Genomic DNA, 22,389 nt, shown 5'->3' with positions numbered 1-22,389 from the left:
TGACGGGTTCTCGTTGCGGCCGGACACAAAGATGCTCGCCCCGGCGCGGAAGGGGCAATGGGACGGCCGGAACACGGCTGAAAACGTTGACCCGCGGACGAATTTCCGGGCGCGGGCCACCGAGGCGCAATAACCTGCGTGCGCGTGGCGGGCGGAAGACCGGGCGGCCGGATTCGGCCGTCGGGTATTGCACGCTCCGATTCCGCCCGCGTAGCGTCCTCGGTGCCCCGGGGCAGACGGCACTCGCCGCCCCCTCACGGCGGGTCACCACCCGCTCCCCGGTGGCGCGGCCCACGCCCCAGGGCTGCGGATCCAGGCGGGGCCCCGCGGTCCGTCCCCCCGGACCGCGGGGCCCCGCTGTCGCGTGCGCCCGGGCTCCCGTGCCTTCCGGCTCCCCATGCCTTCCGGCTCCCCGTGCCTTCCCGGATCCGCGCTTCCCGGTTCTGTGCTTCCCAGTTCTGTGCCGCCGTTGACAAGGCGGGCACCCGGAATTGTGGCGCCGGTGACAAATAAACGCCGACGGGCGCGGAGAGCGGAGATTCGCGCGGAAGCGGTATTGCGGCACGGGGTTACCCGTACGTAACGTCACGGCGACATCGGCCGTTCCCGGCGCCCGCAGAACCCCAATTCACAGGAGCCAAGCCATGGGCGGTGCATTCGACCGGCGTGGTGCCGCTATCGCCGCCGCGCTGGGCGCCATCGTGCTTCTCCTCGGTCTTGTTCCGGCATCGGGGACAATCGCGCGGAATCGGGAGACGGCTGTCGAGGCCGTTTACGACTGCGGGGCGGGCCCCGTGCGCCGGGCCGTCACCGTGGGCTTCCTCGGCGCCCACCCGACGGACGGCCGCCCCGGGCAGCCGCTGCGCACCGAGCGGTTCTCCGTACGCCCCGAGCTGACCCCCGAGGTGACCGCCGCGCTCCTTCCCCCGGGCACCACGGCGGTCACCGGAACCGCCCGGCTGGCCGTGGAGGTGGCCCAGAACGGGGCGACGGCCCGCGCCGACTGGGCGGGGCTCACCGCGCCGGTCACCCCGGGGGCCGACGGGCTGCGGCCGGTGTTCACGGGTGAGGTGCCGGCGATCACGCTGGGCAGGACGGGGGAAGTGGTGCTGGGAGCACGGGAGTTGACGCTGCTCCTCCAGTCGGCGACCGCGCCCGCCTCCCCTGCGGGACCGGCCCCGGACCCCTCGTCCGTGCCCCCGTCGACCCCGGCTCCCGCCCCGTCGCCCGCTGCCGCACGACCCCCCGTCACCGCCGCGCCGTTGGAGCTGCGGTGCACCCCCGCGAGCCCGCCGGGCCCCCGGCTCGCCGCCTGGACGGTGAGCGAGCCCACGGCCCCGAGCGCCGCCCCCGACCCCACCTCCGCCCCCACGACGCCTTCCACCGCCCCCGCCACGCGGCCCGGCGGGGCAGCGATCCAGGTCGGCCCCGCGCCGCTCGCCCCCGCGCCCGTCTGCCCGGCCGACCCGCCCGCCGGGGAGCTCGACCCGAGCCGGCTGCCGAAGCCACCGCCCGGCGCCGTGGAGGGGCGGCTGGGCGCCTCGCTCTGCGTGGTGGCCGTCGGTTACGCCACCGTCCACAAGCTCGGCAGCGCGATGGTCGTCAACGATCCGCACGGCACCCCCGGCCCGATGCACCTCAACCTCGGCAAGCGCACGGTCAGCGCCCCCGACTACGACGAGTCGGACTCGGTGGGGCTGCTGCGCTTCCCCGACGCCTCCTCCACCTTCCTCACCTTCGGCTTCCAGCCCACCAGCGCGCAGGTCACCTTCGAACCGGAGCCGGTGACCGTCGTCAACGTCCGGCGCGGCGAGACGTTCATCACCACCATCGCCTACCGGCAGTACCTGCGCGTCCACGACGTGACCGTCAACGGCGTACCACTGGACGTCGGGCCGCGCTGCCGCACCGTGCGGCCGTTCGACACCGTCCTGAGCGGCGCGTACAACTTCCTGACCGGCGGCATCCTCGACGGCCGGATCACCATCCCGCCCTTCGCCGGCTGCGGCAACCGGGGCGAGGACCTGTCGCCGCTGTTCACCGCCGCCCTCTCCGGTCCGGACAACGCCGTCCGCATCCGGCAGGGGCAGCTCGCGGGCGCCGGGAGCGCCCCGCCCGTCCCCGAACTGCCCCCGCGCTGAGGAGCCGCGAAGCCATGGGAATCGACGTGGTCGTCGAGGGGCTCACCAAGGCCTTCGGACGGCAGACCATCTGGCAGGACGTCACCCTCACCCTGCCCGCCGGGGAGATCAGTGTGATGCTCGGCCCCTCCGGCACCGGCAAGACGGTGTTCCTGAAGGCGATCGTGGGACTGCTCCGGCCGGACCGGGGCCGGGTCCTGGTCGACGGCGTCGACATGGCCAACAGCCGCGAGCGGGACGTCTACGAGGCCCGCAAGCTCTTCGGGCTGCTCTTCCAGGACGGCGCGCTCTTCGGCTCGATGAGCCTCTTCGACAACATCGCCTTCCCGCTGCGCGAGCACACCAGGAAGAAGGAGTCGGAGATCCGCCGGATCGTCATGGAGCGCATGGAGGTGGTGGGGCTGGTGGGCGCCGAGCGGAAGCTGCCGGGCGAGATCTCCGGAGGGATGCGCAAACGGGCCGGGCTCGCCCGGGCGCTCGTCCTGGATCCGCAGATCATCCTCTGCGACGAGCCGGACTCCGGCCTCGACCCGGTCCGCACCTCCTACCTCTCCCAGCTCCTCATCGACATCAACACCCAGCTCGACGCGACCATGCTGATCGTCACCCACAACATCGACATCGCCACCACCGTCCCCGACAACATGGGGATGCTGTTCTGCCGCGAGCTGGTGGCCTTCGGCCCCCGCGAGGTGCTGCTGACCAGCGACGAGCCGGTCGTCGAGCAGTTCCTCAACGGGCGCAGGGCCGGACCCATCGGCATGTCGGAGGAGAAGGACCGGGCGACCCTCGCCGAGGAGGCCGCGCACGCCCCGACCGGTCCGGCCGCCCGGTGCACCCTCGCCCCGCAGCTCCAGCCCACCCCCGGCCTGCCGCCGCGCCGCGCGGTCCAGCGCCGCCGGGCCCGGGTGCGCACGCTCCTCGACGAGCTGGCGCCCGCCGCCCGCGCGGCTGTCGAGGCCGACCTGCGGGGCGCGCCGCCGGGCGGCCTCGACACCACGCTCGTACGGACCAGGCCCCTGCACACCTATGAGGGCGGGGGACTGCGATGAGCGCCCCCACCGAGTCCGGGCCCGTCGGAGCGCCGCCCCGGCCGCCGCTGCGCGTCCTCCACCCGCTGCGCGAGACCGGCAGGCTCTTCGCGCTGGGCCTCACCGTCGTACGGCTGACCTTCCGGCGGCCGTTCCAGGCGCGGGAGTTCGTCGAGCAGTTCTGGTTCATCGCCAGCGTCACCATCCTGCCCGCGATGCTGGTGACGATCCCGTTCGGCGCGGTCATCGCCCTCCAAGTGGGCGCGCTCATCCAGCAGTTCGGGGCCCAGTCCTTCACCGGGGGCGCGAGCGTGCTCGTCCTGGTCCAGCAGGCGAGCCCGCTGATCGTGTCGCTGCTGATCTCCGGGGTCGCGGGCTCGGCGATCTGCGCGGACCTGGGCGCGCGGACGATCCGCGAGGAGCTCCAGGCCATGGAGGTCATGGGCGTCTCCCCGGTGCAGCGGCTCGTGGTCCCCCGGGTCCTGGCGGTGATGTCGGTCGGGCTGCTGCTCAACGGCCTGGTCTCGGTGGTGGGGACGCTCGGCGGCTACTTCTTCGCGGTGATCGTGCAGCACGGCACCCCGGGCGCGTACCTCGCCAGTTTCTCCGCGCTCGCCCAGCTCTCCGATCTGCTCATCGGGGAACTCAAGGCGGTGCTCTTCGGGTTCATCGCCGGAGTGGTCGCCGCCCACCGGGGCCTGAACCCCAAGGGCGGGCCGAAGGGCGTGGGCGACGCCGTCAACCAGTCCGTCGTCTTCACCTTCCTGATCCTCTTCTTCGTCAACATGGTGCTGACGGCCCTGTACCTGCGGCTCGTCCCGGCGAAGGGGCTCTGACATGGCGCTCCTGGACCGGGCCCGGGGCCGCGCCCGCGAGGACACCGGACCCGGCCCGCGCGAGCCCAGCGGATGGCTGGCGTGGCTGGACCGTCCCGGCGACGAACTCCTCTTCTACGTCCGCGCCCTGCTGTGGATCCCGCGCGCGCTCCGCCGCTACCCCAAGGAGGTCCAGCGCCTGTTCGCCGAGGTCACCTTCGGCAGCGGCGGTCTCGGCGTCATCGGCGGCACGGTCGGCGTGATGATCGGCATCACCGTCTTCACCGGCACCGTCGTCGGCCTCCAGGGGTACGCGGCGCTCAGCCAGATCGGCACCGACGCCTTCACCGGGTTCGTCTCCGCGTACTTCAACACCCGCGAGATCGCCCCGCTGGTCGCGGCGCTCTCCCTCTCCACCACGGTGGGCGCCGGCTTCACCGCGCAGCTCGGCGCGATGCGCATCAACGAGGAGGTCGACGCCCTGGAGAGCATGGGCGTACGGCCCCTGCCGTACCTCGTCTCGACGCGGATCGTGGCCGGCGCGGTCGCCATCGTCCCGCTGTACGGGATCGGGCTGCTGGGGTCGTTCCTGGCGTCCCGGATGGTGACCGTCCTCTTCAACAACCAGTCCACCGGCACCTACGACCACTACTTCCACCTCTTCCTCGCCCCCACCGACGTGCTGCTCTCCTTCCTCAAGGTGCTGGTCTTCAGCGTCCTGGTGCTCATGGCGCACTGCTACTACGGCTACCGCGCCACGGGCGGCCCGGCCGGCGTCGGCGTGGCCGTGGGCCGGTCGGTGCGGACCGCGATCGTGCTGATCAGCGTCGCCGACTTCTTCCTCAGCCTGGCGCTGTGGGGCGCCACGACCACGGTGAAGGTGGCGGGATGAGCGCGCCCATGCGGCAGAGGCCGGCCAGGGCGCCGGTGAAGGCGCGCCCGGCGGACACCGTGCTCGCCCGCCGCCGCAGACTGGCGGGGCTGCTCTACCTGCTGCTGCCGGTGCCCCTGGTCTGGCTCTCGCTCGCCTTCTACCACCACGACTTCGAGGACACGGCCCGCGTGGTCGTGGAGGCCGGTGCGGTCGGGGACGAGATGCGGCCGCAGGCGGACGTGAAGCTGCGGGGAGTGGTGATCGGCCGGGTCGAGAAGATCGACACCGACGGCGGGACCGCCCGGCTCACCCTCGCCATGAAACCGGGGCAACTGCGCCGGGTGCCCTCGGACGTGTCGGCCCAGCTGCTGCCCACCACGCTCTTCGGCCAGCGCTATGTGGCGCTCGTACCGCCCGCGCGGCCCTCCGCGCGGCCGCTGGCCCCGGGCAGCGTCATCCCCAAGGACCGCAGCCGCAACGCCGTCGAGCTGGAGACGGCGCTCGACCACCTGCTGCCGGTGCTCACCGCCGTACAGCCGCAGAAGCTGTCGGCGACGCTGACGGCGGTCGCGGACGCGCTGCGCGGACGCGGCGACCGGCTCGGCGCCACGTTGGAGCAACTCGACGGCTATCTGGGCGAGTTCAACCCGCTGCTGCCCGTACTCAACCGGGACGTCAGGGAGTTCGTCCGGGTCGGTGAGGGGTACGCGCGGGCGGCGCCCGACATCGTCGACGCGCTCTACGACGCGACCACCACCAGCGCCACCCTCGCCGCCGAGCAGCGGCGACTGGCGGCGGTGTACGGATCGGTGACCACCTCGTCGAGGGACCTCACCACCTGGATCCGGCAGAACCGCGACAACCTCATCCGGGTCACGGCCGCGAGCCGCCCCTCCCTCCAGATCTTCGGCCGGTACGCGCCCGCCTTCCCCTGCACCCTCAAGACCCTGGCCGACTTCGTCCCCGCCATGGACCGGGCGCTGGGCAAGGGCACCGACGAGCCGGGGCTGCACGTGGACGTGACGGTGGTCCCGGACCGGGGCGCCTACCGGCCCGGCCACGACACCCCGCGCTACACCGCCACCGGCGGCCCCGCCTGCTACCCGGTGCCCTACGGCGGCGGCCCGGCGTCCGGGCGGGCCCCCACCAGCGCCGCCGCGCCCCTCGCGACGGTCGGCGGCGGCCTCGGCGTCGCCAACTCGCCGCAGGAGAACACCCTGGTGAACGAGGTGCTCGCGGCCGGTGAGAGGCGGACCCCGGACACCCTGCCCGACTGGTCGAGCGTGCTCGCGGGACCGGTGCTGCGCGGCACGGACGTGAGGCTGCGGTGAACGCGGAGACCAACGGGAGGAGGACAGAGGTGAGGACGAGGTGAACCGCGCGCCCCTCACCGGGCCGCTGATCAAGTCGGCGGTCTTCGTCCTGGTCACCGTGGTGGCCACCGCCGTGCTCGCCCTGAGCATCAGCGACACGGGCGTGGGCGACAAGGACACGTACAAGGCGTGGTTCACCGACGCCACCGGGCTCGGCGAGGGCGACTCGGTCCGGATCGCGGGCGTCGAGGTCGGGCGGGTCGAGTCCGTCGAGATCGTCCAACGCCGGTACGCACAGGTGCGGTTCTCCGTCCGGCGGGGCCGGACCCTGCCCGCCTCCAGCACCGCGGCGATCAAGTACCTCAACATGGTCGGCCAGCGCTATGTCGCGCTGGAGCGCGGCACCGGCCCGGTCGGAGAGCCGCCGCTGCGGCCGGGCGGGACGATCCCGCCGCGCCGCACCTCGCCCGCCCTCGACCTCACCCAGCTCTTCAACGGCTTCCAGCCGCTCTTCCAGGGGCTCTCCCCGGCCGAGACCAACAAGCTGGCCGGCTCGGTCGTCCAGGTCCTCCAGGGCGAGGGCCCCACCGTGGACAGCCTGGTCACCAGCATCGGGTCGGTCACCAGCACGCTGGCCGCGAAGGACGCGGTGATCGGATCGGTCGTCGACAACCTCACCACCGTGCTGCGGACCGTCAACACCCGCGAGAGCCGGCTCACCGGCCTCATCGACACCCTCGACGAGCTGGTCTCGGGCCTCTCCGGCGACCGCAGGCCCATCGGGCAGGCGGTCACCTCACTGGCGGCGCTGACCACCAGCACCGCGGGACTGCTGAACGAGGGCAGAGCGCCGCTGCGCGAGAGCGTCGACCAGCTCGGCCGGGTCTCCGCCACCCTCGCCGACAACGGCCCGCTGCTGGAGGAGTTCCTGCGCCGCACCCCCGCCAAGATGCGGGCCCTGACCCGCGCCGCCTCGTACGGCAGCTGGCTCAACCTCTACCTCTGCGAGGCGAGGGTCACCGGCGTCACCACCGACGACGGCAGCCCGCCCCCCACCGGCCTCGCGCTCAAGGACCAGAGGTGCCGCCGATGACCCCCGTACGCATCCGTGGCCCACGCCCCCCGAAGCCCGCCCGCAGACCCCTGGCCGAACGGCACCCCGTGGCGATCGCCGTCGTCGGGCTGCTCACCATGGCCCTCGTCGGACTGCTCGTCTACGACGTCGAGGCGCTGCCCTTCGTCGGCGGCGGCACCCGCTACACCGCCGACTTCAAGGAGTCGGCCGGACTGCACCCGGGTGATGAGGTCCGGATCGCGGGCGTGAAGGTCGGCGAGGTCAAGGCGGTCGGGCTCGACGGGCCCAAGGTGAAGGTGGCCTTCACCGTCAAGGACGCCTGGGTCGGCGACGCCAGCACCGTCGGCATCGCCATCAGGACGCTCCTCGGCTCCAAATACCTCGCGGTCGACCCGCGCGGCACCGGCGCCCAGGACCCGCACCGGCGCATCCCCATCACCCGCACGACCTCCCCGTACGACGTGCTCGACGCGCTCGGCGGACTGGGCGAGACGGTCGGGGAACTCGACACGCGCACCCTCGCCAAGAGCTTCGAGACGCTCGAAGCCACGTTCCGGGGCACCCCGCCGAACGTCCACCGGGCGGTCACCGGTCTGGCCGATCTGTCGCTGGCCATCGCGAGCCGCGACGAGCAGATCACCCGGCTCCTCAAGGGCACCGACCAGGTCACCAGAACCCTGGACGGCAAGAAGGACCGGGTGCGCGACCTGCTCACCGAGGGCGGACGCCTCCTCGCCGAGGTCGGCCACCGCAGGGACGCCATCCACGGACTGCTCACCGGTGCGCAGGACCTGAGCGTCCAGCTCAGCGGCGTCGTCGCGGACAACCGGGCCCGGCTCGGCCCCGCGCTCGACTCGCTGGGCCGCGTCACGGCGGTGCTCTCCAGGAACAAGGCGAGCCTCGACCGCATCCTGGCGCAGGCGGGCCCGTACTACCGGATGGTCGGCAACACCCTCGGCAACGGCCACTGGATGGACAGCTATCTGTGCGGCCTCGTCCCCAGGTCGTACCTGCCCCCGGGCACCACACCGCCCCGCGGCTGCATGCCACCGAAACCGGCGAAGGGAAGCGGCAGTTGAGGCCTCCACGCATCACGCCGCCCCGGACGCGCCGGGTCCTCGTCCTCGGCGTCGCCCTCGTCCTGCTGGTCGCGGCCACCGTCTCGGCCGTCGCCGTGCGCGTCCTGGGCGACGACGGCTCGCTGCGCCTCACCGCCTACTTCGACCGGACGGTCGGCGTGCACGAAGGGTCGGACCTGCGCGTCCTGGGCGTACGGGTCGGCAGCGTCGGCCGCATCCGCCCCGAGGGCACGCGGGTGCGGATGAGTCTGCGCGTGGACAAGGGCGTACGGATCCCCCAGCTCGTCCAGGCGGTCGTGGTCGCCCCCAGCGTCGTCTCCGGCCGCTTCGTGCAGCTCAGCCCCGCCTACAGCGGCAGCGGACCGGTCCTCGCGGACGGCGCGGTCATCCCGCGCGAGCGGACCGCGACCCCCATGGAGGTCGACGAACTCGCCAGGAGCGTCAGCGGCCTTGTCGACGCCCTCGGCCCCAAGGGCGCCAACAGCGAGGGCGCGCTCTCCGGCCTGATCGACACCGCCGCCAAGAACCTCCGGGGCAACGGCGACGCCGTCGGCCGTACCGTCCAGCAGCTCGGCGGCGCCGCCAAGGTCCTCGGCGGCTCCAGCGCCGACCTGGTCAGGACCGTGCGCCAGCTCCAGTCGTTCATCACCATGCTGAAGGAGAACGACGGCACGGTCCGCACCACCGAGCGGCAGCTCTCCGACGTCACCACCTTCCTCGCGGGCGAGAAGGACGACCTCGCCGCCGCGCTGCGCCAGCTCGGGACCGCCCTCGGCCAGGTGAAGACCTTCATCCGCGACAACCGGGGCAGGCTCAAGCAGCAGGTCGACCGGCTCGCCACCCTCACCCGTTCGCTCGTCGACCAGCGCGCCTCCCTCGGCGAGGCACTGGACACCCTGCCGCTGGCCGCCGCCAACCTGGAGAACGCCTACAACCCGGCCACCCGCACCATCGACGGCCGCGCCGACCTCAACGAACTGGGCGTGCTGCCGCTGCCCGCCGCCGAGACGTACGGGAACGGCACACCGGGGGCCGGGCGATGAGGCGGGGCGCGGCACGGGCCGGGCTCGCGCTGTGCGCGGCGGCCGTCGTCACCGGGCTCGCGATCGTGCCCGGCGGGCTCGGTCCGCCGTCGTTCCGGGGCATCGAGGACCTGCCGCTGCCCGGCGGCGCCGACCTCGGCAGCCACCCGTACCGCGTCACCGCCGTCTTCACGGACGTCACCAGTCTCTTCCCCCAGTCCGCGGTGAAGGTCAACGACGTTCCCGTCGGCCGGGTCGAGAAGATCACGGTGGGCGGCGACGACTGGCTGGCCCGGGTGACCATGCGGGTCAACGCCAAGGTGCGCCTGCCCGCCGACGCCCACGCCAACCTGGAGCAGTCCAGCCTGCTCGGCGAGAAGTACGTCCAGCTCGTCGCCCCCGAGAACCTGGCCCCCCGCCCCGACCTCGACGCCACCACCGGCCCCCGCGCCGCCTCCGCCCCACGTGACCCGGCGCCGCTGGCGGACGGCGCCGTCATCCCGCTCGCGCGCACCAACCGCAACGCCGAGGTCGAGGAGGTCTTCGGCGCCCTGTCGATGCTGCTGAACGGCGGCGGAGTCCAGCAGATCAACACCATCACCCGCGAGCTCAACCGCGCCCTCGACGGCCGCCAGTCCTCGGCCCGCTCCGTCCTCACCCGGATCGCCGCCTTCGCCAAGAACCTCGACGCGCACCGCGGCGACCTCACCGACGCGCTCGGCGCCCTCGACCGCCTGGCGTCCACCGTGGCCGGCCGGGACGCCCGGATCGGCACGGTCCTGGACCGGCTCGGCCCCGGCCTCACGGTCCTCCGCGACCAGCGCGGCTCGCTCGTCACCATGCTCAGGTCCCTCGACACGCTCTCCACGACGGCCGTCGCCACCGTCGACCGCACCCGGGCCGACCTGGTGGCCGACCTGCGCGCGCTCGCCCCCACCCTGAAGGGTTTGGCCGACGCGGGCCGGAACCTGCCGGCCTCGCTCCAGGTCCTGATGACCTACCCGTTCACCGACGAGGTGCTGAGCGGCGTGAAGGGCGACTACCTGAACGTGTACCTCAAGGTCGCCGCCGCCCCCGGCACCATGATCCTGCCCGAGCACGGCACGCCCGCGTCCCCCGGGAACACCCTGCCGCTGCCCTCCGTCGGGGAAGGCGGTACCCGGTGATCACCCTCGGCACCCACATCAAGAACCTCGCCTTCCTGCTGCTCGGCGCGCTGGTGCTCGGCTACATCGCGGTGACCTACGCGGACCTCGGACGCCTCGTCGGCGCGCCCGGCTCGTACACCGTACGCGTCCGACTCGCCGAGACCGGCGGGCTGTTCACCGGATCCGGCGTCACCTACCGGGGAGTCGACGTCGGCCGGGTCCGCGGCATCGCGCTGACCCGGGACGGGGTGGAGGCGCGCCTCGACATCGACGACGGCACCCCGCCGATCCCCGCCGACCTGGACGCCAAGGTGGCCGGTCTGTCGGCGGTGGGCGAGCAGTACCTCGACCTCGCCCCCCGCACCGACCGCGGCCCCTACCTCCGCGACGGCGACACCATCGCCCGCCGGGACACCAGCACACCCGCCCCCATCACCCGGCTCCTGACCGGCGTCGACTCCCTGGCCGCCTCGGTGCCGACGGACGAACTGCGGACGGCCGTCGACGAACTCGGCAAGGCCTTCGCCAACCAGGGCACCAACCTCCAGGTGCTCCTGGACGCGGGCGGCCAGTTCCTCAACGCCGCCGACCAGGCCCTGCCCGCCACCACCCGACTGCTCACCGACGGGGAGACCGTGCTGAGAACCCAGGCCGACAGCACCCGCGCCCTCACCTCCTTCGCCACCGGCGCCCGCACCCTCGCCCGGCGCCTGAAGGACTCCGACTCCGATCTGCGCCGCGTCATCGAGGAAACACCGGACACCGCCGAGGAGTTCACCGCGCTGCTGCGGGACACCGACCCGGCTCTGAGCGTGCTGCTCGCCAATCTGACCACCACCTCCGAACTCCTGGTCACCCGGCAGCACGGCACCGAGGAACTGATGGTGCGGCTGCCCCGGGTGGCCGCCGCGGGCTCCAGCGCGGTCGGCCCGGACGGCGTGGACTTCGGCATGGTCACCACCTTCTTCAAGCCCCTGCCCTGTACGAGGGGGTACGAGGGCACCCCCTACCGCGACGGCCTCGACACCTCCCCGGGCACCCGGGTCAGCACCGGGGCGCGCTGCACCTCCCCGGCCGCGAGCGGCCAGAACGTCCGGGGCTCGGGCAACGCCCCCAGAAGCCCGGTGCCCGCCCCGGCCGTGCCGGGCTCGCTGTCGGGCTCGCTGTCGGGTTCGACGGCGGGCTCCGCCGGGGCAACGGGCGTACTGGGCGCGCCCTCCGTACCGCCGCGCAGCCCCGCGGACCTCGCCGGGCTGCTGGGGCTGGGGGAGTGAGGGCATGAGAGGCATGAGAGGACGACGGCTCGCTCTGTCCCTGGGGCTGGTGCTCGCCCTGGCCCTGTGCGGGGTGTCCGGGTGGACGTACGCCCGCGCCAGGGGCGACGCCGATCTCGCGTACGCGCACAGCCGCGACGCGGCGCTCGCCGACGGCCGCCGCCACCTCGCCCGGCTGAACTCCCTCGACGCCCACGACGTCGACGCGGACCTGGCCGGCTGGCTGGAGGCGACGACCGGCCCGCTCGGCGACGAACTGCGCGCGACCCGCGCCAAGAGCGCCCAGGTCCTCAAGGAGCAGGGCACCACGACCCGCGCCGAGGTCACCGACGCGGCCCTCACCGAGCTCGACGCGCGCTCCGGCACGGCCCGGCTCATCGCGACCGTACGCGTCGAGGCGCGCCCCCGCACGGGCGCCCCGGCCACCGACCGCAAACGCTTCGAGGCGGGCCTCGCGCGCACGGGCCACGGCTGGAAGCTCACCTCCCTGACCGCCGTCGCGGTCGGGACGGGCTGAGGGAGGCGACGATGACCACGACCGAGGAGCAGCCCACGGCCCCCGCCGACAACGGGGCCCCCGCCGACGACCGGGCCCCCGACCGCCGCCCGCGCCGCTTCCTGCTGCCGCTGCTCGTCGCGGCCCTGCTGGCGGCGAGCGCCGTCCTGCTGCTGCTCGCCGCGCAGTCCGGGCGCTCCCCGGCCGCCGCCAACCACGCCCTGACCGACCGCGCCGCGACCGAAGAGGTGCTCGCGGAGGTGGGGACGGCGGCGGCCCGCGTGTTCAGCTACGACCCGGCCACCCTGACCCGCACCCGCGACGACGCGCGCGCAACTCTGCGCGGGCGGGCGGCGAAGGAGTACGACGCGCTCTTCGCGCAGGTCCGCCGGCGGGTGACGGAACAGCGGCTGACGCTCACCACCCGGGTCACCCGGGCCGGGGTGACCCGGCTCACGGCCACCCGCGCGGAGCTGCTGCTCTTCCTCGACCAGACCAGTGCGCGGCGCGGCGGCAGCGCGACGACGGTGGCCGCACAGCTCTCGGTGTCCGCCGCGCGTGAGGGCGGCCACTGGCGGATCACAGCGATCAAGGCCCGTTAGGGCGAGAGGGGAGGTGCCATGGCACGGAGGACAATTCTGGCGGCGCGCGGACGGCCGCCGCTGACGGCCGCGGCCGGGCTCGCGGCGGCGCTGGCCTGCGCGTTCGCGGTATGGACGGGCAGTTCCTGGTACGCGCGGGCCCACGACGAGCGGGCCGCGTTCGCCCGTACCAGGGACGAGGTGCTGCAAGCCGGTGAGCAGGGCGTGCAGAACATGAACACCCTCGACCACGGCGATCTGACCCGTGGCCTCGACCTCTGGGAGGAGTCGGCCACCGGCGACCTGCTCAAGGAACTCAAGGACAGCAGGAAGCAGTTCGCGCAGCAGGTCGAGAAGGCCGGGACCACGACCACCGCCAAGGTGCTCTCCGGCGCGGTCACCGAACTCGACGAACGGGCGGGCCGGGCCCGGGTGATGGTCGCGACCCGCGTCACCGTGGTCGCCGCCGACCACCGGACCAGCACCAAGGACAGCCGGATGCTCGGCGAACTCACCCGCACCCCGGAGGGCTGGAAACTCAGCCGGCTGGGCCAGGCCCCGGTCGGCGACGCGGCCGCCCCCTCCACCACCCCGTCCGCCGGTACGCTCACCCCCAGCGGCAGCTGATCCGGAGGCCCGCGATGTCGACCACCCGCCACCTCGTCAACCGGCAGCGCCGCCTGGCCGCGGCCCGCCCGCCCACCTCCCGGCCGGACGGCCCGGGGGCGGCCGATCCGGTACCGGCCCCGCCCGGGCACCACCGGGCCGGACCCGCCCCCGGGCGTACCGCCCGCGGAAGGACCGGACCGGGCCCCCGGCCCGCGACCGGGCCGGGGGCCGGGAACCGGTTCCTGTTCTGGCCCACGGCCCTCGCCGCCCTGGCCGTGCTGCTCGCCGCGTTCTCCGTCCTCGCGTACGCCCGGGGCGGACACGGCGAGGAGGACGGCGCCGGCCGCAACACCGCGCTGGCCGACACCGCCCGGACCAGCGAGGTGAAGGGCGCGGTGGAGGAGGCCGTGCAGGGGATCTTCTCGTACGACCACACCGACCCCGCCAGGACCGAGGCGGCGGCCGCGCGCCGGCTGACCGGCGCGGCCGTCACGCAGTACCGGGGCCTGATGGGGCCGGTCCGCGAGCAGGGACCCCAGCAGAAACTCGTGCTGACCACCACGGTCACCGACAGCGGCGTCGAGGTCGTCGACGGGGACCGGGCCCGCGTCCTGGTCTTCGCCGACCAGGCCAGTACCCGGACCGGCAAGGGCGGCGGCACCACCGTCGCCGCCGCCATGTTCGCCGTCGACGCGGTCCGCCGCGACGGCATCTGGCGGATCGCCTCCCTCGACACCTTCCAGCGGGCCCCGGGCGCCCCGACCGGCCAGGGCAAGGAGTGAGAGCCGTGTTCCCCCGACAGCTGAAGCGGGCGTCGGCGCGCCTCGCGCTGCTCACCGCCGTCGCTCTGCCGGCCACCGCGTGCGGCTCCTCGGCGCAGCCGCCGCCGGAGGTGGACTGGGCGGGCGGCGTCTGCGCGCACCTGGCCGACAGCGGGGCCGGACTCGCGGCGCCCACAGTCGACCGGACGCAACCGGTACGGGCCAAGGACCAGATGGTCACCTTCCTCACCGCGCTCTCCCAGCGGCTCGGGGCACTGCGCACGGACCTTCAGAAGGACGGAGCGCCACCGGTCGACGGCGGCGCGAGCACCCTGGACACGGCTCTCGCCCGGCTGGACCGGGCGCGTACGTCGGTGGGCGCCGCGGTGACCACGCTCTCCCGGGCCAGGGTCACGGACGAGAGGTCGCTGAAGTCGGCGCTGGACGCGGCGGGTTCGTCCCTGAAGGCGGTGAGCGCCTACAAGGGGCCCGCCGACGACCTCCGGACGGACCCGAAGCTGAGGAAGGCGTTCGACGACAACCCGGACTGCACGGCGGCCGTCAGGGCGGCCGGGGGCGGGGAGGGGACGCGCGATGGTTCATGAAGCGGACGGCGGTACGGGACGCTCCGGGTCCGAGCGCTCCGGGGTCGAGCGTCCCGGGTCCGCGCGCGGCGGTACCAAGGGCCTCGGACCTGAGCGCCTCGACCCCGAGCACCTCGAACCTGAGCACCTCCGACGCGGGCACCTGCGACGCGAGCACGGCCGACCCGAGCCCCTCCGATCCGAGCGCCTGGGCCCCGAGCGCCTCGGCCCCGACCCGCGCGAGAGTCTGCGCGATCTGTCGGCGGGGCAGCGGCTCGCCGTGCTCGTCGCGGCGGGGGCCGTCGCCGTCGGGCTCCTCGTGCACACCGGTGCCACCTTCCTGCACCTCGCCCCCCGCAACGCGGCCACCGACGCCATCGGTGACACGGTCAACGCGTACATGGCCCCCGAGTTCTCCCAGAGCTGGCAGCTCTTCGCGCCCGACATCACCCGCACCATGACGGCGGTCGCCGCCCGCGTCGAACTGCGCGAGGCGGACGGCACGACCCGCACCGGCCCCTGGCGGGACCTGACCGCGCGGGACCTCGCCGAGCTGCGCGGCAACCCCCTGCCCAGCCGCATCCGCCAGCAACTCGCCACCGCCTGGACGAGGATGCTCGCCACGCACGACCCCCAGCAGCGGCCCATCGGCCTGGCCGGGCTCGACAGTGAGCAGTACCTCAAGCGCCTCGCCCTGTCCCGGATGCCCGCCACCCCGCCGGGCGCGCACGTGGAGCGGATCCAGTTCCGCTCGACCGACACCACCGTCCCGCCCCCGCCCTGGAAGACACACGCCCCCCGCACCGCCCCGGTGGTGCGCGTCCACCCGTGGTGGCCGGTGGGCGCCGCCGACTTCGCCGAGGGACGTACGTCATGAGACCTCAACCAGCCGTCGGCAAGGCGGAGTCGACGCTCGACCGAATGCTGGGGCGGGCGTGCGACCCGCGCGTGTGGGCCCATCAGAGCGCGGCCGTACGCATCGGAATGGCCGGCATCTGGCTGCTGCTGCTCGTCCACGAGTTCTGGCGGCGCCGGCGGATCTGGGGGCCGGACGCCCCCTGGAGCTGGCGCCTCGCGGAGCACGCGCTCGACCGGAGCCATGCGTTCAGCGTGCTGCGCTGGTCCGGGAGCGAGCTGTGGTTCGAGGTGTTCTACCTGCTCTCGGCGGCCGTCGCGGTGGCGCTGCTGCTCGGCTGGCGCACCCGGACGACCTCCCTGCTCTTCCTCGTCGCCGTCCTCTCCCTCGACCACCGCAACGAGAACGTGCTCAACGCGGGCGACACCATCTTCCGCATCACCGCGGTCTACCTCGTCTTCACCCGGTGCGCCCAGGTGTGGTCGCTGGACGCACGCCGACGCGAACGCGCCCCGGGCCCCGGCCCGAGCCCGGACCCGGACCCGGACGACCGGGACCGTACGGGCGTGGCGTTGTGGGCGGGCTGCGGCCTGGTCCTCCTCTGGGTGACACTCCCGGGCCTGCTCGGCGGCGGCTGGGCGCTGCTGCTGTGGGGCTGCTGGGCGGGCCAGGCGGTGTGGCGCGGGCTGCGCGGCCGCCCGGGAGCGCGTCGCACCCTGGAGCTGATCGGCCATCTGCTGCACAACGGCGCGGTGGTCATGATGATGATCCAGCTGTGCCTGCTGTACGCGTCGGCCGGCTGGTACAAGATCCAGGGCGCGCCCTGGCAGGACGGGACCGCCGTGTACTGGTCGGCCGGGCTGGACTGGCTGGAGCCGTACCCCGCGCTCTCCCACGCCCTCTCCTCGCACGCCCTGACCGTCCTCGCCCTGACGTACGGAACCGTGCTCGTCCAGGTCGCGTTCCCGTTCAGCCTGCTCGACCGGCGGGTCAAGAACGTGCTGCTGGCGCTGCTGTTCGCCGAGCACATCGGCATCGGGCTGCTGCTCGGACTGCCGTACTTCTCCCTCTCGATGATCGCGGCCGACCTGGTGTTCCTGCCGACCGGGTTCCTGGTGGCGGCGGGGGAGCGGGCGGGCGCGCTGCGGCGGCGCCTGACGCGTGACAGACGGCCGGCCCCCGACGCCCGGGGCGCGGAGGCCGGCCTGGCGGCCCGCTCGGAGGGAGAGGCCGGGGTCACCCCTTCTTGGCGAGCGTCATGCTGATCGTGTTGCCGGGGCCCGAGGTGAAGGCGCTCAGGACGTCGTTGAGCATCCCGCAGCTCTTCAGCGGGGGCAGGGTGTAGGTGCCCTTGAGCTTGCCGCCGCTCAACGGGTCGAACCTGCCGTCCGAGGTGAGGTTGACGTCGGCGGGGGTGCCGCTCTTGCAGTCCGCGCCGCCGCCCAGCGGGATGCCGAAGACGGCTATCTCCGGGAGCTTCACGTACATGCTGGACCTGGTGGTGAGGTCACCGGCGGTGTTGAGCGTGCCGTTCGTCCGGCCCACCTGCTGGAACTCGATCTTCGCGGTCGCCGGGAGGAACCCGAGGATCGAGAACTTCCCGGAGGTCGGGTTCAGCGTCAGATCGGCGTTGTACGTGCCCGAGGCGAGGTCGAAGTCCGCCTCGATCCCCCCGGCCAGCGCGGCGGTCCCGTTCGCGGCCTTGATGGTCGAGCTACCGGTGAGGCCGTAGCTCAGGTGGATGGGCGGGTTGGGGTTCGTCGGGTTGGTGGGGTTGGTCGGGTTCGTGGGGTCGGTCGGGTTCGTGGGGTCGGTCGGGTTCGTGGGGTTGGTCGGATCGGTTGGGTTCGTCGGGTTGGTGGGGCTGGTGGGATCCGTCGGGTTGGTGGGGTTCGTTGGATTGGTCGGGTCGGTCGGGTCGGTCGGGTTGGTTGGGTCAGTCGGGTTCGTGGGATCCGTGGGGTTGGTCGGGTTCGTAGGATCCGTGGGGTTCGTGGGATCCGTTGGGTTGGTCGGGTTCGTGGGGTCGTTCTCGACGACCTTGAAGCGGTGCAGCGTCTTGTCCGTCGACGTCAGGGTGCACGCCGCGTCGAACGTGTCCTTGCCCGTGACCAGTTGCACCGGCTTGCCGTTGGCGTCCCGCGCGATCATGTCGTGCAGCGAGATGTTGTTGACGTCGATGCTGCCGTCGCCGGTCCGGTCGAAGGTCAGCGAGGGCGCGTGGCCGGTGGCCATGACCGCGAAGTCGGCGGGCGGGCTGGGGATGTTGCCCTTGGCCACGTCGTTCTCGACCTTGATCCCGGAGAGCGGTCCGGACGGGGTGTTCACCGTGACGTCGGCGGTCGCCTTGCCCTCCAGGGTCCTGGCGCCGACCAGTCCGAGGCCCTGCGCGGCCCGGGAGCTCACCAACGTGTTCGCGTCGATTTCGAAGGCCGGGGTCGCCTGGCCCTTCGGGATCTCGGACGGGATGTCGGCCGTGATGGTGATCTTGATCGGATCGGCGCCGATCAGGGGAAAGACGCAGGAGTAGTCCTGCACCAGTTGGGCGGGTGCCGCCGTCGCCGTCCCGGCCGCGGTGACCGACACCGTGGTGGCGACCACACCGATGGCCGCGGTGACGGCCAGCGTGGACAGTGTCCCCTTGGTCCGCTTCCTCTGCATTCCCATGAGTTGCCTCTCGCAGTGGTGAAACCATCGTTTCCGGACCGGAAACTACTGAGCGGTAAGGTGGGGGTCAAGGTGAAAATCGGTACCCGACGACCGTGAATTGCTAATTGGCAGAGCCTGATGAATCGGGCGGTCTTTTTTCGTTGTCCGGTGCGTGTTCTTCCCTGCGTACGGACGTGATTCGGACGTGATTCGGGCGTAGGGGGAACGGGCGTGAAAGGGCCGTTGACCGCACTTCCCCGACTCAGTACTTTCCTGGGAGTATGGGAGTCCCCAAAAGCAGGTCCACGGTGAAATACGCGTTCGGAGCTCCGGCGGCCCTCGCGCTGGCGGGCGGCGCGCTCCTCTCGTACGGGGCGGGTGGCGCGGCGGCCGTGGAGGCGCGGCTCTCGCAGACGTACACGTGCGCGTTTCCGCTGATCGGGGCGGATCCGCTCACCGTGGCGATCACCGCCGAACTGCCCGCCACTGTCCCGGTCAACACCCAGACGGGCGCGATACGGATCGACGCGCTGTCGACGGTGAGCTCACGGGCGGCCCAGGGCCTCGGGCTCGTGGGCGCGAAGAGCGTGGAGGGCGTCGCCCTGGCCAGTGCCACGGTGAACCTGCCGGGCGGCGACCAGCTCGACGTCGGCGTGGACACCACCGTGGCGAAGGCCGAAATCCCCAGTCCGCCCAGGGACTTCGCGGTCAAGGCATCCGGCGCGGCCCCCTCCCTCTCCTTCCGCAGGCCCGGCGCGGCCACCATCGACGTCAACGCCCTCACGCTGAAGCTGACGGCCCGGGACGCGGCGGGCAGGGTCGTCCGGCTGCCGCCCTACGGCGACGTGTTCGAAGCGCCGTGCACGCTCAAGCCGGCCGACCAGAACAAGACGCTGCACCGGTTCACCATCACCGGCGCCGACCCCACGGGCCCCACGCCCCCCGGCCCGGGCACCCCCACCGGCCCCTCCCCGACCGGCTCCGCGACGGCCGGACCGGGGCCGACCGGCCCGACCCCGACCGGCCCGAGCCCCACCGGCCCCGGTGGCACCGCGGGCCCCACCGCGACCGGAGGCGGTCCGGGCGGCGCGTCCGTCCCGCCACCGGGGACGACCGGCGGTACGACCGGCACGACCAGCACCTCCGGCGGCACCGGCCTGGTCACCCACGTCAACGGTCACCGCGGCGGCGGCGGGAGCCTGGCGGGCACCGGCGCCGCCACCGCGGGCTGGCTGCTCACCGGGGCCGGAGTGCTCGGCGCGGCGGGCATCGTGGCGTTCCACTACGCGCCGCGCCGCATCAGGGGCGAGAGCGACGACACCGCCGCGTGAGCCGTCCGCGCCACGGCCCCTGCGCGTACGGCCTGCGCGTACAGCCCCCCGCTCACTCCGCCCGGGCCGCCGCACGTCGTCGTAGCACCAGCCACACCGCCCCACCGGCCAGGACGAGCCCGGTGAGGGCGACGACCGTCCAGTTCACCGTGGCGTAGCCGACCTCGGCGCTCTCGACCAGGTCACCCGTCGTGTCGGCGGCCGTCACCTCGACGTTCCCCCAGTCCACGAGGGGTGGACCGACCCACTTCTGGGTCACCTCGACGCGCTGGCCCGGCAGCAGTTCGGCGGGCAGCCGCCGGCCCGGCGGTTCGAAGGCGGTATGTCCGAACACCCCCTTCGCGCGCAGGGTGACCTGCGGCGAGAGCATCACGTTCCCGCTGTTGACCAGCGCGTACGAGATGGTCGCGGCGCGGCCGGTCCCCGGCACCAGCGGGGCGGAGTAGCGGAAGCGCACGTCGTCGATCCGCAGCCCGCGTACACGGGCGCCGTTCACCTTCAGGTAGACGCGGGCGCCGACGGCCTGCTGGACCGCGACGCCGTTCCCGTCCGAGCGGCCCAGACGGGTGTCCAGCGCGACGATCGCCCCGGGGTGGTCGCCGGGCTCGGCGCCCGCGGGCACGGTGAGCGTGAACGGGACGGTGACCTGACCACCGCCGGGAACGGTCACCTCGGTACGGTCCAGACGCGTCCAGGCCCCCACGCCGGTCATCCGCTCGGCCTTGTTCCGTACGGCGAAACCGCCGTCGCGCGGGGTGTTGTAACCGTCCGTCCCGTACAACTGGAAGGTTGCCGTCCGGGCGTCGAGGTTCTTGATCGTGACCTTGTCGCGGACGGTGGCTCCCCGGTCGGCGGTCATCCGGAAGTACGCCCGGGCCGGGGCTTCGGGCGCACCCCGGCGCACCGGGAACACCGACCAGCGGCCGTTGTCGGCGGCGTGCGCGGACGGCACGGGCAGCGCGGCGAAGAGCGCGAGCAGCCCGAGGACGACGAGGAGCGGCGCCGGGCGCCGAGGAGTGCTGCGGTGGCTCATACGGTTCCCCCTCATGGGGCCGGAAGCAGACGGGGCCGGAAGTAAACGGGGACGGAAGCGAACGGGAGCGGAAGCGGGGACGGAAGCGGGGACGGAAGTGGGCCGGCCGCTGGGTGCGACCGGCCCGGGGGAGGCGCGACTCACGTCAGGGTGAGGGTGAGCACGGCCTTGTAGTCGCCCGCGGCGGTCGTCGCGGGGATGTCGAGCGAGAGCGCGCTGTCCACGGTGAACCGGCCGCCGGTGGCGGGGCCGTCGGGCGCTCCGGCCAGGGTGGCGCCCACGGTGCCGACGGGGCCCTCGGTCCCGGCCACGCAGTTGCTCTTGGAGCCCGGCGCGGAGACGCACGAGGGCTTCCAGCGCAGCTTGTCGGCCGTGATCGAGCCGGCCGTACCGGTGAAGTCGGTGACCTTGCCGGTCAGCGACCAGCCACTGGCGCCGTTGCGCTCGTCCTTGACGGTGACGGTCTGGAGGTTGCCGCTGGAGACGCCGCCCACGCCCTGGTCCACGGCGGACAGGGCCACGTTGTCACCGGGCTGGCTCATGGAGAGCGTGCCGGCCGCCGCCTTCACCTGGGTGCTCAGGTTCTGCTGGGCAGTCGAACCCGAGGGCGCGGTGGGGTTGGTGGGGTTGGTCGGGTTGGTCGGGTTGGTCGGGTCAGTCGGGTTGGTGGGATTCGTAGGGTTCGTCGGGTTGGTGGGGTCGGTCGGGTTCGTTGGGTTCGTCGGGTCGGTCGGGTTCGTGGGGTTGGTGGGGTTCTTCGGCACGACCTTGAAGCTCGCGAGGACCTTCTGCGTCGACTTCAGCGTGCACGGCGCGTCGAACGTGTCCTTGCCCGTGACCAGCTGGATCGGCTTGCCGTTGGCATCGCGCACGATCATGTCGTGCAGACCGATCCCGTCCACCTCGATCCGCGCGTCACCCGGGGTGTTGAAGGTGAGCGAAGGGGCGCTGCCCCTGGCGTTGACCGTGAAGTCGGCCGGCGGGCTCGGAATGCCGGTCTTCTCGACCGTGTTCTCCACCCCGATTCCGGAGAGCGGGCCGTCCGGCGTGTATACCGTGACGCTCGCCCTCGCCATGCCTTCGAGCGTCTTGCCGCCGACGAGACCGAGACCCTGCGCCGCCCGCGAACTGACCTTCGTGGCCGCGTTGACCGCGAATGCCGGGGACGGCGTGCCCGCCTCGATCTCGGTCGGGATCTCGGCCGTGATGGTGGCCTCGATCGGGTCGTTGCCGATCAGCGGGAATACGCACTCGTACTGCTGGACGAGTTTCGCCGGTGCGGCTTGCGCGGCCCCGGCTCCCGCGAAGCCGAGAAATCCCGCGACGACACCGCCGACGGCGGTGACGGCCAGGGCGGTTCGCGCCCCGGACTTCCTTTGCCGAGCTCCCATGAGGTACCTCTTGTGTGTTGTACGGACAGGGAAGTTCCGCGTTTCGGATGCGTAAACTACTTGTGAGTAGGGAGACGGTCAAGGCGCCGGATATGCAAGGCTGTCCAGGGTCCCGGTCATTCCCGTTTCTTGTCACCGCGGTGAGTACGGCCATGCCCTTTCTTGTCTCTGCCGCACACATGCTCACCTGCGTGACACATTCTGGAATACCGCCGGAAGAAAAGGGTGAAAGGGAAAATGGCATTCCGGAATCCCGGAGGCCGACCGGGGGTCTGTCCGTACCCGGCGCCGCGTCCCCGTAGGGGTGTCCGGCGGGGGCCGTTGCG

At 73.0% G+C, this 22,389-nt stretch carries 21 protein-coding genes; 18 read left to right on the top strand and 3 right to left on the bottom strand.

The window, feature by feature from the left end:
- Positions 1–644 precede the first annotated feature (644 nt).
- The 17 genes from AC069K_RS17240 to AC069K_RS17160 are packed head-to-tail and all read left to right on the top strand — an operon-like array spanning position 645 to position 16,924.
- Positions 645–2,141 carry a DUF6801 domain-containing protein gene (locus AC069K_RS17240; RefSeq protein ID WP_478616917.1) on the top strand — a complete coding sequence of 499 codons (1,497 nt, stop codon included), beginning with the start codon at positions 645–647 and terminating at the stop codon, positions 2,139–2,141.
- 14 nt (positions 2,142–2,155) lie between these two features.
- Positions 2,156–3,193, top strand: a complete 1,038-nt coding sequence (locus tag AC069K_RS17235; protein ID WP_478616915.1) for an ABC transporter ATP-binding protein — start codon at positions 2,156–2,158, stop codon at positions 3,191–3,193.
- Positions 3,190–4,008, top strand: coding sequence for an MlaE family ABC transporter permease (locus AC069K_RS17230; RefSeq protein ID WP_365099776.1), 819 nt, complete (start codon positions 3,190–3,192; stop codon positions 4,006–4,008). Before AC069K_RS17235 ends, AC069K_RS17230 begins: the two co-directional genes overlap by 4 nt.
- Position 4,009: 1 nt before the next feature.
- Positions 4,010–4,879: an MlaE family ABC transporter permease gene (locus AC069K_RS17225; protein WP_478616912.1), complete on the top strand. Its 870-nt coding sequence runs from the start codon at positions 4,010–4,012 to the stop codon at positions 4,877–4,879.
- The gene (locus AC069K_RS17220) at positions 4,876–6,192 is read left to right on the top strand and encodes an MCE family protein (RefSeq protein ID WP_478616909.1); all 1,317 of its coding nucleotides are present in this window, start codon (positions 4,876–4,878) and stop codon (positions 6,190–6,192) included. Before AC069K_RS17225 ends, AC069K_RS17220 begins: the two co-directional genes overlap by 4 nt.
- 40 nt (positions 6,193–6,232) lie before the next feature.
- On the top strand, positions 6,233–7,267 hold the full coding sequence (locus AC069K_RS17215; protein WP_365099781.1) for an MCE family protein: 1,035 nt from the start codon (positions 6,233–6,235) through the stop codon (positions 7,265–7,267).
- Positions 7,264–8,328, top strand: a complete 1,065-nt coding sequence (locus AC069K_RS17210; protein WP_478616906.1) for an MCE family protein — start codon at positions 7,264–7,266, stop codon at positions 8,326–8,328. The genes AC069K_RS17215 and AC069K_RS17210 overlap by 4 nt, the downstream gene beginning before the upstream one ends.
- Positions 8,325–9,371, top strand: a complete 1,047-nt coding sequence (locus AC069K_RS17205) for an MCE family protein (RefSeq protein ID WP_478616903.1) — start codon at positions 8,325–8,327, stop codon at positions 9,369–9,371. Before AC069K_RS17210 ends, AC069K_RS17205 begins: the two co-directional genes overlap by 4 nt.
- Positions 9,368–10,516, top strand: coding sequence for an MlaD family protein (locus tag AC069K_RS17200; protein WP_478616900.1), 1,149 nt, complete (start codon positions 9,368–9,370; stop codon positions 10,514–10,516). The genes AC069K_RS17205 and AC069K_RS17200 overlap by 4 nt, the downstream gene beginning before the upstream one ends.
- The gene (locus AC069K_RS17195) at positions 10,513–11,772 is read left to right on the top strand and encodes an MCE family protein (RefSeq protein ID WP_478616897.1); all 1,260 of its coding nucleotides are present in this window, start codon (positions 10,513–10,515) and stop codon (positions 11,770–11,772) included. The genes AC069K_RS17200 and AC069K_RS17195 overlap by 4 nt, the downstream gene beginning before the upstream one ends.
- Positions 11,773–11,776: 4 nt before the next feature.
- A complete protein-coding gene (locus AC069K_RS17190; RefSeq protein WP_478616894.1) occupies positions 11,777–12,289 on the top strand; it encodes a hypothetical protein in 513 nt (170 codons plus the stop codon).
- 11 nt (positions 12,290–12,300) lie between these two features.
- Positions 12,301–12,870: a hypothetical protein gene (locus tag AC069K_RS17185; protein WP_478616891.1), complete on the top strand. Its 570-nt coding sequence runs from the start codon at positions 12,301–12,303 to the stop codon at positions 12,868–12,870.
- Positions 12,871–12,888: 18 nt separating this feature from the next.
- Positions 12,889–13,476: a hypothetical protein gene (locus AC069K_RS17180; RefSeq protein ID WP_478616888.1), complete on the top strand. Its 588-nt coding sequence runs from the start codon at positions 12,889–12,891 to the stop codon at positions 13,474–13,476.
- Positions 13,477–13,490: 14 nt separating this feature from the next.
- Positions 13,491–14,240: a hypothetical protein gene (locus tag AC069K_RS17175; RefSeq protein ID WP_365099795.1), complete on the top strand. Its 750-nt coding sequence runs from the start codon at positions 13,491–13,493 to the stop codon at positions 14,238–14,240.
- Between the two features lie 5 nt (positions 14,241–14,245).
- On the top strand, positions 14,246–14,824 hold the full coding sequence (locus AC069K_RS17170; RefSeq protein WP_365099797.1) for a hypothetical protein: 579 nt from the start codon (positions 14,246–14,248) through the stop codon (positions 14,822–14,824).
- Entirely contained in the window at positions 14,814–15,680 is an 867-nt protein-coding gene (locus AC069K_RS17165) for a DUF5819 family protein (RefSeq protein ID WP_478616885.1), read from the top strand. Before AC069K_RS17170 ends, AC069K_RS17165 begins: the two co-directional genes overlap by 11 nt.
- Positions 15,677–16,924 (top strand): HTTM domain-containing protein, encoded by a 1,248-nt coding sequence (locus AC069K_RS17160; protein ID WP_478616882.1) that lies wholly within the window; start codon positions 15,677–15,679, stop codon positions 16,922–16,924. The genes AC069K_RS17165 and AC069K_RS17160 overlap by 4 nt, the downstream gene beginning before the upstream one ends.
- Here AC069K_RS17160 and AC069K_RS17155 read toward each other — a convergent pair.
- Complete coding sequence (locus tag AC069K_RS17155) at positions 16,896–18,326, bottom strand: DUF6801 domain-containing protein (RefSeq protein ID WP_478616879.1); 1,431 nt, start codon at positions 18,324–18,326, stop codon at positions 16,896–16,898. The two genes, AC069K_RS17160 and AC069K_RS17155, sit on opposite strands and share 29 nt — an antisense overlap.
- A 263-nt stretch (positions 18,327–18,589) precedes the next feature.
- Here AC069K_RS17155 and AC069K_RS17150 point away from each other — a divergent pair, with 263 nt between their 5' ends.
- Positions 18,590–19,639: a DUF6801 domain-containing protein gene (locus AC069K_RS17150; protein ID WP_478616876.1), complete on the top strand. Its 1,050-nt coding sequence runs from the start codon at positions 18,590–18,592 to the stop codon at positions 19,637–19,639.
- Between the two features lie 52 nt (positions 19,640–19,691).
- Here the strand turns inward: AC069K_RS17150 and AC069K_RS17145 are convergent, their stop codons facing one another.
- Positions 19,692–20,672, bottom strand: coding sequence for a COG1470 family protein (locus tag AC069K_RS17145; RefSeq protein WP_478616873.1), 981 nt, complete (start codon positions 20,670–20,672; stop codon positions 19,692–19,694).
- A 140-nt stretch (positions 20,673–20,812) separates the two neighbouring features.
- A complete protein-coding gene (locus tag AC069K_RS17140; protein WP_478616870.1) occupies positions 20,813–22,063 on the bottom strand; it encodes a DUF6801 domain-containing protein in 1,251 nt (416 codons plus the stop codon).
- Between the last annotated feature and the right edge of the window lie 326 nt (positions 22,064–22,389).

The organism is Streptomyces sp. NPDC043908 (genome assembly GCF_056435525.1).
This window is presented reverse-complemented; position numbering and strand designations above follow the sequence as displayed.